The 12,992-nt window shown below is 43.8% G+C and carries 11 protein-coding genes and 1 tRNA gene; 10 read left to right on the top strand and 2 right to left on the bottom strand.

All coding sequences use genetic code 11. The features are described 5' to 3' along the window. Window positions 1-124 precede the first annotated feature (124 nt). Window positions 125-607: a NucA/NucB deoxyribonuclease domain-containing protein gene (locus Q9R46_RS14960; RefSeq protein ID WP_311280586.1), complete on the top strand. Its 483-nt coding sequence runs from the start codon at window positions 125-127 to the stop codon at window positions 605-607. Window positions 608-844: 237 nt separating this feature from the next. On the opposite strand, the gene Q9R46_RS14955 is transcribed toward Q9R46_RS14960, so the two are convergent. Then, a complete protein-coding gene (locus Q9R46_RS14955) occupies window positions 845-1,069 on the bottom strand; it encodes a hypothetical protein (protein ID WP_145331980.1) in 225 nt (74 codons plus the stop codon). Between the two features lie 213 nt (window positions 1,070-1,282). Between Q9R46_RS14955 and Q9R46_RS14950 the strand changes: the two genes are divergently transcribed. The 4 genes from Q9R46_RS14950 to Q9R46_RS14935 all read left to right on the top strand — a co-directional run bounded on the left by Q9R46_RS14950 (window position 1,283) and on the right by Q9R46_RS14935 (window position 7,158). Continuing rightward, complete coding sequence (locus Q9R46_RS14950) at window positions 1,283-1,732, top strand: general stress protein (RefSeq protein ID WP_311280585.1); 450 nt, start codon at window positions 1,283-1,285, stop codon at window positions 1,730-1,732. Window positions 1,733-1,959: 227 nt separating this feature from the next. Further along, window positions 1,960-2,045 (top strand) — tRNA-Leu (locus tag Q9R46_RS14945). A gap of 449 nt (window positions 2,046-2,494) precedes the next feature. Further along, entirely contained in the window at window positions 2,495-3,679 is a 1,185-nt protein-coding gene (locus tag Q9R46_RS14940) for a M48 family metalloprotease (RefSeq protein ID WP_311280584.1), read from the top strand. A 557-nt stretch (window positions 3,680-4,236) separates the two neighbouring features. Continuing rightward, a complete protein-coding gene (locus Q9R46_RS14935) occupies window positions 4,237-7,158 on the top strand; it encodes an insulinase family protein (RefSeq protein ID WP_311280583.1) in 2,922 nt (973 codons plus the stop codon). 150 nt (window positions 7,159-7,308) lie between these two features. On the opposite strand, the gene Q9R46_RS14930 is transcribed toward Q9R46_RS14935, so the two are convergent. Beyond that, entirely contained in the window at window positions 7,309-8,016 is a 708-nt protein-coding gene (locus Q9R46_RS14930) for a helix-turn-helix domain-containing protein (RefSeq protein ID WP_311280582.1), read from the bottom strand. Window positions 8,017-8,302: 286 nt separating this feature from the next. Here Q9R46_RS14930 and Q9R46_RS14925 point away from each other — a divergent pair, with 286 nt between their 5' ends. The 5 genes from Q9R46_RS14925 to Q9R46_RS14905 all read left to right on the top strand — a co-directional run bounded on the left by Q9R46_RS14925 (window position 8,303) and on the right by Q9R46_RS14905 (window position 12,377). Continuing rightward, entirely contained in the window at window positions 8,303-9,565 is a 1,263-nt protein-coding gene (locus Q9R46_RS14925; RefSeq protein WP_311280581.1) for a MalY/PatB family protein, read from the top strand. Window positions 9,566-9,908: 343 nt separating this feature from the next. Then, window positions 9,909-10,610 carry a uracil-DNA glycosylase gene (gene ung / locus Q9R46_RS14920; protein ID WP_260984663.1) on the top strand — a complete coding sequence of 234 codons (702 nt, stop codon included), beginning with the start codon at window positions 9,909-9,911 and terminating at the stop codon, window positions 10,608-10,610. Between the two features lie 251 nt (window positions 10,611-10,861). Then, window positions 10,862-11,281 (top strand): hypothetical protein, encoded by a 420-nt coding sequence (locus Q9R46_RS14915; protein WP_090923709.1) that lies wholly within the window; start codon window positions 10,862-10,864, stop codon window positions 11,279-11,281. Window positions 11,282-11,540: 259 nt separating this feature from the next. Further along, window positions 11,541-12,125, top strand: a complete 585-nt coding sequence (locus Q9R46_RS14910; RefSeq protein ID WP_311280580.1) for an LOG family protein — start codon at window positions 11,541-11,543, stop codon at window positions 12,123-12,125. Between the two features lie 123 nt (window positions 12,126-12,248). Continuing rightward, complete coding sequence (locus Q9R46_RS14905; RefSeq protein ID WP_260510917.1) at window positions 12,249-12,377, top strand: hypothetical protein; 129 nt, start codon at window positions 12,249-12,251, stop codon at window positions 12,375-12,377. Window positions 12,378-12,992: the final 615 nt, after the last annotated feature.

The raw sequence follows: 12,992 nt of genomic DNA, 5'->3' as shown, positions 1-12,992 counted from the left end.
GATGAATCCGGCTGTTTTTTATGTTGAATGATTATGTTGAATAGTTATGTGAAATGGATTGTTTTACGAACTGGCGTTCTGTTATAATGCTATGGATGTTAGTGTTACATGGGGGAGGCACATCATGAGTAAGAAACGCAGCAGAAGAAGCAAGAGAGGGAGCCGAGGATTCAAAAGCAAACTATTGACATTAGTAGGTGCCATCGTGATTGCTCTGTACGCCATGGCTGGAGGAGAGTGGCCGCTGGACATCCCGTCTCCGTTCAAAACAACCGATAAGAGTGTAGATCATACAATCACTTTTCCCGCTGAGCGGTATCCCGAAACAGCAAACCATATCCGAAAGGCGATTCAAGCGGGGCATTCCGATGTCTGTACGATTGACCGGAAAGGCGCTGAAGAGAACAGGGAACTGTCACTGAAAGGTGTGCCGGTCAAAAAAGGCAAGGATCGGGATGAGTGGCCTATGGCAATGTGTGCAGAAGGCGGTAAAAATGCGGATATCCAGTACATTACGCCAAAGGATAATCGCGGTGCAGGCTCATGGGTGGGCAATCAACTAAGTACATATCCGGATGGTACGCGCGTCAAATTTGTTGTGAAGTAATCCAATACATGTTGCAGCAATGGAAGGATTCAAAGTGTTTTTTGCCTAGGGGAGATATAAAAAGGCATCATAAGAAAAACCAGACGTTAGAGGCGTCTGGTTTTTAACTATAAGTTGACTGTAGTAGGACATAGAACATTAAAATTTCTCGTCTACAGTCTATCTTTATCTATTAGCGTGTGTCTAAGTTCTCTTGTAATGAGAGTAACTGGATTGAATATGCTTGCTGGAAAGTGTCTACACGAGTTGCATCGTACCCAGATGGTGAGAGCGAAGGGTTAACAGGCGAGTGACTTGTTCGACTTCATCAAACGGAATCCACACATTTCCCTGTACAGTTCGTAAGGAGAGAATAGAACTGTCTGCTGAGCGTTCTGGAAAACCGGTTACGGTCTGTCCGCTTGTATTCCGAACCATAATCTGTTGATTGCGCCGAATGGCAATTTCTACCTCTTTTTTCATAAGTCATTGCTCCTGATTTATAAGATGTTCATCCGTATGACTGTGTTTTCAATGGTTAATTTGTCTTCTTTATCTAGTCTATCAGAACTAGGTATAGATTTCCAGTAGAGAAATGATCAAGCTGTTCTAGGTGAATTGACTTAGCGGATGGAAATACGTTACTGATCATAAGCTACAGGGTTATATAAAGTATGAGGAAGAGGAGGGGAATGCATGACGAAGCTGTTTGTTGGGCTTGCTCGTTCGGAGCACGAAGCGATTATAATGTTAAATTCCTTAAAGAAGGAAGGCATCCAAGATCAATATATGGGGGCTGTGGCCAAAGAGCAATTGGATTTGGAGATGATCAGCGAGAAGACGGGGCTACCCAAACCGTTAAAAGGTGCCGGAACGGATGGCGCGTTTGGAGCGTTGAAAGGCATATTAGCCGGGTTAGGAAAACGAATGGATCAGACCGCATCGATCGGAAAAGCAGTACGAAGATTAGCTGGCAATGAGATCGGAAGTGAGACGGATGATCTGGTCTTAACGCTGACAGAAGCAGGCATTCCGCAAGAAGACGCACGTCAGTATGAGGACTGGCTACTGCAGGGTCACATTCTGGTTTTTGTAGAGTGTAATGAGGAGCAAATCGAGCTTGTGAAGCCTATTTTGCTTTTTTAGTTTAATTTAAGGCTGATTTTAGGTTCCTTTAATGTTGGGGAGGTATTCTTATCTCACACCTCCCTTAATATAGATGGTTTATCGGAAGTCCGGGACCGCAACTCGGACTTTCTAGGCACTGTGAGCTAGCGCTTGCAGTGCCTGTTTCATTTTTTTTAGGAAAAAGAGTTGCATTATTAATTTATTCATGGTAAGATATTTCTTGTCGCCAAGAAAATATTACATACGCCGGGGTGGCGGAATTGGCAGACGCACAGGACTTAAAATCCTGCGGTAGGTGACTACCGTACCGGTTCGATCCCGGTCCTCGGCATATTAAGAACAAGGGTTTCAGCTCGTTAGAGCTGGAACCCTTGTTTCTTTTTAGATGTTTTGCTAACGGTGTCTTTTTTAGAAATTCGAGGTCTCTAGTGTCCTCGAAATGAAGTACGCTTTCACTACGCGGTACTATTTTAACCTCTGCATTAAAGACTTGGAATATTTCTCTTGGATAAACAATAGCGGCATCGAGAGAGCCAGTGTGGATAACTTTTAAAGTTGCTATTGAGGAATCTGAAAGGAAATTTAAGGAATTATTTGTTTTTTGTTAGTTCAATAAAGTTCATAATTAGTTCTTAAGAATGTAGCTAGTAATTTGTCAACCATGTTCATATAGTTTATGCTCTTGCTTAAGTAGAAGGTATTTCAATTGTTAAAAAATTTATAGAGATTACACAAAGTTATATGTTTTTGATTATTTTGCATCTAGGGGAGGAGGCAAATATGGGATTACTATATTCTATTAGCTTTTTAGCAGGAAATTTTTTGGGGATTAGTCATATGGTTCATTTATTAATGGGAATCAATGATAGGAAGAATCGAGATAAGAAAATTGAATGGTTCGCGATTGTCTTATTAATATGGCTTCAGGTATCACCGGCGGTTGTTTTATTCTTCCTTTTCCAGTCTCAATATAATTGGATTCAACATGCACTGATAATAATTGTTTCATTTTCAGTTGGCTTTAAATGGACTGGTTCTTGGATTCAGACTACAAATGAGTTAGAAAAAGTGATTCTAGGGGAAAAGGAGATAAAATCAACTGAAAAAACAAGTGTAGAACAGTTTGAGAGAAATTACTTAGTCAGAATGGTAAAGTATCTTCAAAATATATATGAAAGAATGTTCCCTTATAAAGCGTGGCTCAAAAGATATATACATTTCCTTCCTGGAGAACAAGATGATAGGGCTGTGCAGATATTACAAGAACTAAGCCAAGAAATTGGTGTTTTAAATGTAATTCTTTGCGTGTATCCAAGTGATAATACAGGGGGATACGCCATATTAAAACCACGTTTTAGAAAAGGGGTTTCCTTTGTGCTTATCTCATCATTTGCGTCTGAAAATTTATCATATGATGAGCTTAGAGCATTAATAGCTCATGAGCTAATGCACATTCGTAATAAGGACTATCGTTCTAACGACATATTATTTTCTTTAGGAACAATCTATGTTTCTTTATTTGCTACCATACTCTACGCTTCGTTAATTGATCTAATTAGCAATCTGTTCCCATTCTTGGCAATAGTTTTACTAATTGTTCTCCCCCTGTTGCTGATAGTGTCTCTCATTATTCTCTTATATTTTCTTCATAGTAAACAGGGATATTGGTTTCAGATTGGAGAACTGCGTGCGGATAGAAAAAGTTGTATGTTATCAGGTGATATGCGAGAGGGAATGCTAAATCTATTAGAAAGGTTGAAATACGAAGAGGAGACTGAGAACTCAAACAAAATATGGTTTCAAAGATATTTTTCAAAATATAATAGTTGGCACTCCCACCCTAGCGTAGATTATCGAATAAAAATGATACAAAATTATAAACAATGGTCTTACAGAGATTATTTTATACATTTCTTACAAACAATTAAGTGGGCTATAACAGGTAAGGGATGGAGTGGTTCTTGAATTGCGAATAATATTCAAAAAGTACATGTGGGGGTTATGTAGCTAAGGATAGTAGGGGCGTTGTCAGTAGCAAAGATCGTTATAGATCATGATACCGACATGGTTTCTGCGTTCATATTCTAACATGGCTATATACAAATTTCCTGAACGGAGAAGTTAGAGTACGGCAAATATATCTTTGATTTGTATGATTAGAAGGGTTATGCTAGGGGTTTCCGAGGAGGACTAATTCAGGCTTTAAATCCGGCGGTAGGTGACTATCGTACCGGTTCGATCCCGGTCCTCGGCATCTTAAAGAAAAAATCACATGAGCCTTGTTAATCAAGAGCTTATGTGATTTTTTTCTGCACTTTTTGCTTCTAGAAATATGATTTCATCTCATGCAGGTTCTTTATAAGCCCGTAGCTCATAAACATAACCCCCACATAATACATATCAGAAAGTGGATTCGGCTGTCTTTTTATGAAGAGAGGTCACAATGGTGTATACTATCGATAGGCATATATTACCTTTCCCATCAACCAACACAACAATCTATGGACGGAGGACTCAAGTTTATGTTGAAACAGCTTAAGCCATACAAGGTATTACAGGAGCGTAGAATAGAAGAACTGAAATCCGATGCGTACCTGCTGGAACATCAAAAATCGGGTGCTCATATCGTACTGTTGTCCAATAGTGATGATAACAAGGTGTTCAACATCGGTTTTCGCACACCTCCTGAAGATGATACAGGGGTAGCTCATATTCTGGAACACTCCGTGCTATGTGGCTCGAAAAAGTTCCCGGCTAAAGATTCTTTTGTGGAGCTGCTCAAAGGTTCACTCAATACATTCCTCAATGCGATGACGTATCCTGATAAAACCGTCTACCCCGTTGCCAGTCGCAACGATCATGACTTCCATAACTTGATGGATGTGTATCTGGATGCGGTATTAAATACGAATATTTATGAGAATGAAAAAATATTTTTGCAGGAAGGTTGGAATTACAACCTGACTTCTGAAGATGACGAGCTGACATACAACGGCGTGGTGTATAACGAGATGAAGGGTGCCTTTTCTTCGCCGGAACGGCTGGTTCGACGCGAGGTGTTGAATTCTCTTTTCCCGGATACGACGTATTCCTGTGAGTCCGGGGGCTTCCCGGAGGCGATTCTGGATCTCACTTATGAAGGATTGCTTGATTTCCACAAACGATACTACCATCCGTCTAACAGTTACATCTATCTGTACGGGGATATGGATATGGAAGAGAAACTGCAATGGCTCGACGAACATTACCTGAGCAACTATGATCGGATCGAGATTGACTCCGAGATTAAACTGCAATCTGCTTTCCCGAAACGGGTGGATACGGTGAAGTCGTACGCTGCGGGAAGCACGGAATCCGAAGTAGACAACAGCTTTTTGACCTATAATGCGGTGATTGGCACAAGTCTGGATAAGGAACTGAACATTGCGTTTCAGATTTTGTTATATGCACTGCTGAATGCACCTGGAGCTGTGCTGAAGCAAGCCTTGCTGGATAAAGGCATCGCGAAGGATGTTTATGGATCTTATGATGATAGCTTGTATCAGCCCGTGTTCACGGTGGGACTCAAGAAAAGCAACTTGTCCAGCAAGGACGAATTTCTCGGCACGATCAAGGAAGTGCTGGAGCGCGTTGTAAAAGAAGGTTTTGACCCGAAAGCACTGCTTGCCGGCATCAATTCTTATGAGTTTAACCACCGGGAAGCGGACTTTGGCCGGATGCCGAAAGGACTGATCTACGGACTTTCCTCCCTCCAAAGCTGGCTGTACGATAAGGAATCGCCTTTCACGTATTTTGAGGCGAATGATGTATTTGCAGAACTTCGGTCCAAAATGAAAGACGGTTATTTCGAACAACTAGTTGAGAAGTATTTATTACAAAATACACATACATCATTTGTTGCGCTCACACCGGACAAAGGCTTGAACGCACGCAAGGAAGAGGCGCTAAAGGAGCGGTTGAAGTCGGTGCAGGCGGGACTTCGTCCAGAAGAGGTGCAGGATATGATTAAGCGCACCGAAGCGCTTGCCGAGTACCAGAATACCCCTTCCACCAAGGAACAGCAGCAGGTGATCCCGACGTTGTCCATTGAGGATATTGATACGAAGGCGTCTAAACTGTACCAAACGCTGAACAACGTGGATGGCACAACCATTTTGCATCATAACTTGTATACGAACGGTATTGGTTATCTGAGACTGTTGTTTGATATCAAGGAAGTACCGCGCCGCTTGTTGCCTTATGTGGGATTGCTTAAAAATGTACTTGGTTACGTGGACACACAAAACTACTTGTTTAACGAGTTATCGAATGAAATTCATATCCATTCCGGTGGCATCAACAGCGGGGTTGGTTCGTATGCGAATGCGCATCAGCTTCATGATTTCAGAGCAACGTATGAGTTCAATGCAAAGGTGCTTTATGACAAACTGGGATTTGCTTTTGATATGATCAAGGAGATCGTATTTACGTCCAGTTTTGACAACTCCAAGCGACTTTTCGAGATTATTTCGCAGGTGAAAGGTAATTTGCAGCGCAGTCTGATCAACAGTGGTCATTCCGCAGGAATTGCCAGATCGTCCTCTAAACATTCGGCCGTTGCTGATTTCCGGGAGACGGTTGGCGGGATTGCTTATTATCAATGGCTTGAGAATCTACAGGCAAACTTTGATGCCAAAAAAGAAGAGCTGTCCTCCAGCCTGCAAGAGCTGATGGGTTACATTTTCAGACCGGAGAACCTTCTTGTCAGCTACACGGCAGACGATAAAGGATACGAAGGTCTGGAAGAGCAGGTGTCTGCTCTAAAAGCCAAGCTGTTCACACATGAAGTGGCGAAGGAAGCTTTTACGTTTGCGCCTGCAACACATAACGAAGGTTTCCGTTCTCCATCCGAGGTTCAATATGTGGTGCAAACCGGGAATTATATCGACAAAGGGTACACTTATACAGGCTCACTGCGTGTATTACAAGGCATCTTGTCACTGGACTATCTGTGGAACAATATCCGTGCCAAAGGTGGCGCTTACGGATGTATGTCCGGGTTCAGACGGAATGGCGACAGTTTTCTGGCTTCCTACCGCGATCCGAATCTGGATAAAACCTACAAAGTATACGAGGAAATTCCGCAGTATCTGAACGATTTCCGTGCAGATGAACGGGAGATGACACGGTATATCATCGGTGCGATTCAGGATCTGGATACGCCAAGAACGCCTTACAGTGAAGGAGCATTCTCGCTGGAATGTTATCTGTCCAATGTGACGGAAGCTGATCTGCAACAAGAGCGCGATGAGGTGCTTGGCACAAAAGAGAGCGATATTATCGGGTTTGCCGAATTTGTTTCGGCCATTCTGGAGCAACAGCATCGGTGTGTGATTGGTAATGAACACAAGATTGAGGAGCAGAAGCAACAGTTTGATGAAACGTTGGATCTGATTAAACATTAAGGAGCGGTAACCCGGGGTGCGGCTGTGAAAAGAAGGCTTCAATAAACATCTGTAGAAAAAATATCTTTAGATAACAAGAAGAGACACTTGCTTGGGCTGGTAAGTAAAACAGCTTGGCAAGTGTCTTTTTTATTTTATTCGGGTCCCCGTTTAAGTTACCGCAAGCATGTTATAAATTTTAAGCGTGCGCAGATCTTCCTTGGAGATTTTCAGCTCGTTGTAAAGCTCTGGCGTTTCCGGCAACGGTATGCGGGAGAAAAGCATTTTCAGTGCTATAGGCATAAACGGCCTGAATGAAACACCAGCCATAAGTCCCCATTTTTTCTCCGATTCCTGGAAGGATGCCAAAATATTAATATACAAATTCTCCAGCGGCGTAGCCTGATTTTTCAAAATGAGTGTAGTCAGCGTATCATAATGCTCGGTATGACCCCAGTACATATTTTCACATTCCTGATAATTGTCAAAATCCTTCACATTCATATACATCACCGTACGGTAGCGGTTGGCATCCGACTGAGCCATCATGTCAATCACGCAACGAATGAGGCTGTTGTTCCTGCCGTCGTAGAAGTACGAATAGAAGCGGGTGGAGTTTTTGAAGAAGCTGGACTGGACCGTGTTCATCAGCGGAGACGCATGCCTCGGTTCTTGGTAGAGCAGCTGCTCGACCTGAATATTTAGCGCATCTGCAATCTGGTGTAGTGTGACGAGATCCAGCGTAATATCACCGCTCTCATATTTGGAAAGAGTACCTTTACTCTTGAAAATCTGGTCTGCCAGTTGTTGTACGGTGAGCCCGCGCCATTTGCGGAAGTTTCGTATTTTTTTGCCGACTTCCTGGTTGATGTTGTTCATTGGGGTGCTCCTTATCGAGTTGAATGATCAGAAGTGTTTCCTGAGAATAGACGAATAGGCTGAAAGTCTTTCTTAAAACCCAAGACCTATCAGAAATATATCATTTTTTCAGTAAAAAGCCTATTCTGAGGAAACATGAAAAGCAATTTGTTTCTTCTGAGTAGATTCTCTTGCATTTGATACAACTCTGGCGGCATGGAACAATAGGGTTAGAAGTAATGAACCGAAGAACGGATAGATTCAACATCCATAAATGATGAAACGAAAAGACAGAGGAGTTAACCCCATGAACAAGATGAACAAGGTGAACACATCCTATAATTTTGATGAGATCATTGACCGCACCGGAACCAACGCTATGAATACGGATGGTTTCCGCCAATATATTTTTAACGCAACGAGTGAGATGAAATTTCCGTTTAAGGATGAGGAGTTCATCCGCATGTGGATTGCTGATATGGAGTTCGCTACACCTCCCGAGATTTTGGATGCCGTGAAAGATCGTCTGGATCGCCGCATTATGGGGTATTCGCAAGTTTTTGACCCGGCTTACTACGAAGCGGTAGCGAGCTGGATGAAACGATATTACAACTGGTCCTTCCCGAAGGAACATCTAGAAACGTCCAATGGCATTATTCCTGCGCTGTATGAACTGGTGGAGTATATCTGCAAACCGGACGAAAAGGTACTGATTCTGACGCCGTCCTATGGATTTTTCAAATCGGCAGCAGATCATAACCAGCTTGAACTGGTGTGTTCGGACATGTTACATGAAGAAGGGCATTATACGATTGACTTTGACGATTTTGAAGCGAAAGCCAGAGACGAGAAAGTTCGGGTATGCATTTTCTGTAATCCGCATAATCCATCTGGACGCATCTGGAGCACGGAGGAACTGAAGCGGGTAGGCGAAATCTGTTTGAATAATGAGATATGGATCATATCGGATGAAATTCATTGTGATCTGCTGCGTACGGGAAAAACACATACCCCACTCGCCAAACTGTTCCCGGATACCGACCGGATTATAACTTGTATGTCTCCCAGCAAAACGTTCAACATGGCGGGTCTGATGTTCTCCAATGTCATTATTCCCAATAAAGCACTAAGGGAGATCTGGCAGACACGCCATTACGGCTTCAAAAATCCGCTAAGTATTGCGGCAACTCAAGCAGCTTATGAACATGGCGATGAATGGCTTAAACAGTTAAAGCTTTACCTGGATGATAACTTTGCGTACGTTGATGATTTTCTAAAAACAAATCTGCCGCAAGCCGTTTTTCACATTCCCGAGGCAACGTACTTGGCCTGGATTGATATTACGCCATATGCACCGAAAAATGTCAGCCTGCCTCTGTTCTTTGCAGAGCAAGCCGGCGTATTGCTGGAGGACGGGGGGATGTTTGTGGCAAACGGCGAAGGTTGCATTCGCTTGAATCTGGCCTGCCCTCGTTCTGTTCTGAAGGAAGGCTTAAGTAGAATTAGTCGGGTGCTGGTCGACCGGCAGGCGGAACAAAAACAGGTGAAACAGATGCCCGCACACGTATAACATCGGTAGGTTTTACGATGGATTGTCTGTATGAAGTGTAATGTTAAGCATCGGAGTATTGAATCTGCGATGTATCAAAATCATACCGGAATGCATCAAAGACACATTTAAGCTGATTTATACGGGACTACGGGGGTATAGATGAATATGAAAGGGACGAAGCGGAGCGTATTCTGTTTCGTTCCTTTTAGGTGTTTCGTTTATTAATCTGGACGGTTTCCTTTCCCTCCATCGTACACTTCTGGTCTGTCGACTGCGGTTATGTTAAAATGATGGATAGTCTATGAGTCGCTGGACATGTGACTCTTGCAGGGAAGAGCCCTTCCAAACGGGCTACACGGATATGTATTCATCAGGGGAAAGGAGCCTAAATATTATGTTTGGAAATGATTGGGACGAGGTGTTACAGCAAGAAACCGAAGCGGAGTATTTTAACAATATTCGTTATGCGCTCGCAGCGGAATACAAAACACAGACGGTCTACCCACCCAAGGAAGATTTGTTCTCAGCGTTGAAGCTAACCCCGTATCATCGGGTGAAAGCCGTTATAATTGGTCAAGATCCTTATCACGGGGCGGGCCAGGCGCATGGATTAAGTTTCTCGGTCAGACCGGGGGTGCGCGTACCGCCTTCACTGAAAAATATATATAAGGAACTTCAGGCCGATCTGGGTGTGCCTGTTCCAAAGCATGGTTCACTTATTCACTGGGCAGAGCAGGGTGTATTGTTGCTAAATGCGGTTCTGACGGTTCGGGAGAGTCAGCCTAATTCTCATCAGGCCTTGGGTTGGCAGACGTTCACGGATGCCGTCATTCGTGAGCTGAATGAGCGCAATGAGCCTATGGTGTACATGCTATGGGGAAGTCACGCTCAGAAGAAGGGTGCTTTTATTAACAGAGACAAACATCTGGTGCTGGAATCAACGCATCCTAGCCCTTTAGCTGCACATCGCGGCTTCCTTGGCAGCCGGCCTTTTTCCAAAGCTAATGAATTTCTCGTCTCCAAAGGTATTAAACCGATCGATTGGACAATACCTGAAAACTAGATATGTTGAACAAATCATTTACACAAGGAACGGAGAGGACAGAAAAAACCTGAAAAAGCGGAGCTAAAAGCTTTCTGAAAGAAAGCTAGCATCGGAAGCATACGCTTCGCCTTTATCACCGGATTTTCCCCTTTGGAAAAGGAAATCAAAAAATCTGGGGATAACCGCTACTCTCCAGGTTCTTCTGTCATTGGAGTGTCTGTGTAAATATCTTTGGTTCAACGGATATAGATAGATTGGAGGCGAGCACATTGCGACATTGGATTGGACGAAAAGTAGCAGTATACCGGGCAACAGGAATTCGCGAGCCTCTGAAGGGAACGCTGGTAGAGTGGGATGAAGAAACGGAATGTGTTCGAATCGGACCGAAACGGATCAAAGTATCGTTTGACAATATTGCAATGATCAAACCTCTTCCGGACGAAAGCCTGCCTCTGAAGAAAGCACGTTCCGAAGTGCACAAGATCGGATATGTGATGAAAAAGGCAGTACAGTTTGAAAATGCGATTTATTTCAAGTCACAGATTATGATCTGGCGGCGCGCCAAAATTGTGGCGTTATCCACCACGATTGTAAGACATGACGAGGATCAGGTGGAGCTTGAAGACGGCCGTCTGCTTCGCAAGGACAAGCACATGTTTGTGGTACGTTCGCGGCGTGGCATACGATAGCCTGGTTGAAAATTTAATATGGTTTTCATATTGCGATCATATGGAGTTAATGTTTCGACCTTATAGTAGGTAGTAACAACCCCTTCTAAATGATGTGTATGGATTTGGGAACCCGGCCGGCTGCAAACGGCCGGGTATTTTTTCTCTTTTTTTAAACTTCGTATAACGCTGTGCATGAGTTCTGTTAACGTGCTGTAACATAGCGCTGATACTTATATTGTATACTAAGGAGATAGATCTCAAAAAGGAGTGAAACCACTTGAAACGGATATGTGTTTTTGCAGGGTCTAACCCGGGGAATCATCCCGATTATATGAAGAACGCTACCCTTTTGGGGGAACAGATTGCGGGCAGCGGATATGCCTTGGTCTATGGCGGCTCTTGTATGGGTTTGATGGGGGCAGTTGCGGATGCGGCTCTTGCGGCAGGCGGAGAAGTGATTGGGGTTATGCCTACGGGGTTATTCCGGGGCGAGGTGGTTCACGGCGGGCTTACTCAACTGATTGAAGTGGGGACGATGCATGAACGGAAGGCAACCATGGCACAGTTATCCGATGGATTTATTGCACTTCCGGGCGGTATGGGCACGTTCGAAGAATTGTTCGAGGTACTGTGCTGGGCACAGATCGGCATTCATCGCAAACCTGTTGGCCTCTTGAATGTTAACGGTTATTATGAACCACTCATGAAAATGGTGGAGCACAGTGTGCATGAAGGCTTCTCCAACACCTCACATCTCAGTTTGTGGAGTCTTGAGTCTGATCCAGCCGAATTGCTTGCTCAGATGGCCGCCTACATCCCCAAGGAATTAACTCAGAAATGGTCTGAACTCAGCGGAAAGTAAAGGCTATAGAAATTGAAAGAAGTAACCTGCTGCTTCAAGAGAAAAACTTCCTCATCTGCCCAAGCAAATAACGCTTGCGGACATAGTCTATAGTGTACTTTGATGAAGAGGGGAGTGTCACTCATGAGCGATCTCAAAGGAGCAGGTTATGGCTACTGTGGAGGTTTCGGTGGTGGTGTATGGACATCAACAGGCGCAATCCTGGTGTTGTTTATCCTGCTGGTTATCATCTCCCGCACGTTCGTACTGTAATTCAGACCATTCTATAACAGGGTGCATGCTGACTCATGGCATCATTCGAGAAAATGGCCTTTCCAAAGAGACGCCGGCGGCTGCCGGCGTTTCAGGGGAACGGTTTTTTTGCTTGCGTTAAAAAAAAGACCTCCATCCCATAGCAATGAGATAGAGCCATCTACTTGGAAACTATACGACGATTTCCGTAGTATCGCTGGGCAGAAGTAGTGTTTTCCAGGCAATGTATAGTCCGATAGCGGAAGCAATCAGTGCAAGGATAGCCGCAACAAAGGCCAGTTGATCCAGTTTATTTTGTTTGGGTTCGATAACATTGGACTGATTACTTGTTCTGTCAGGTAAAGAGAGTCCTCGAACAGAAGCGCGCGGAATTGTTTGTCGTGATCCGGGAGGTCTTGACGTGCTGATTTTCGATCCGGGTTCTGATCTATTCTTCGCTAGATGTTGCGATGAGTACTTTTGGGCAGGGCAAGATCTGGAAGAGATTGAGTGCTTCCTTGTTCGTGATTTCAACGGTTTCAAAGGGCAACCTCCTTACAGCGGAGTGCAGTTGTCTACGACTGATATTATATTATGTTGGATTTTAGATTGAGTTCGCAAAAATGAGTGAACCCC

The sequence above is a fragment of the Paenibacillus sp. RRE4 genome (assembly GCF_031844205.1).
Lineage (GTDB): Bacteria > Bacillota > Bacilli > Paenibacillales > Paenibacillaceae > Paenibacillus > Paenibacillus xylanexedens_B.
This window is presented reverse-complemented; position numbering and strand designations above follow the sequence as displayed.

What these genes read in the sequence shown, in the direction of transcription:
- Q9R46_RS14925 (WP_311280581.1), top strand. Translation starts at nt 8,303, where the DNA reads ATGAACAAGATGAACAAGGTGAACACATCCTATAATTTTGATGAGATC.
- Q9R46_RS14905 (WP_260510917.1), top strand. Translation starts at nt 12,249, where the DNA reads ATGAGCGATCTCAAAGGAGCAGGTTATGGCTACTGTGGAGGTTTCGGT.
- Q9R46_RS14955 (WP_145331980.1), bottom strand. Translation starts at nt 1,069, where the DNA reads ATGAAAAAAGAGGTAGAAATTGCCATTCGGCGCAATCAACAGATTATG.
- Q9R46_RS14940 (WP_311280584.1), top strand. Translation starts at nt 2,495, where the DNA reads ATGGGATTACTATATTCTATTAGCTTTTTAGCAGGAAATTTTTTGGGG.
- Q9R46_RS14950 (WP_311280585.1), top strand. Translation starts at nt 1,283, where the DNA reads ATGACGAAGCTGTTTGTTGGGCTTGCTCGTTCGGAGCACGAAGCGATT.
- Q9R46_RS14930 (WP_311280582.1), bottom strand. Translation starts at nt 8,016, where the DNA reads ATGAACAACATCAACCAGGAAGTCGGCAAAAAAATACGAAACTTCCGC.
- Q9R46_RS14960 (WP_311280586.1), top strand. Translation starts at nt 125, where the DNA reads ATGAGTAAGAAACGCAGCAGAAGAAGCAAGAGAGGGAGCCGAGGATTC.
- Q9R46_RS14935 (WP_311280583.1), top strand. Translation starts at nt 4,237, where the DNA reads ATGTTGAAACAGCTTAAGCCATACAAGGTATTACAGGAGCGTAGAATA.
- ung (WP_260984663.1), top strand. Translation starts at nt 9,909, where the DNA reads ATGTATTCATCAGGGGAAAGGAGCCTAAATATTATGTTTGGAAATGAT.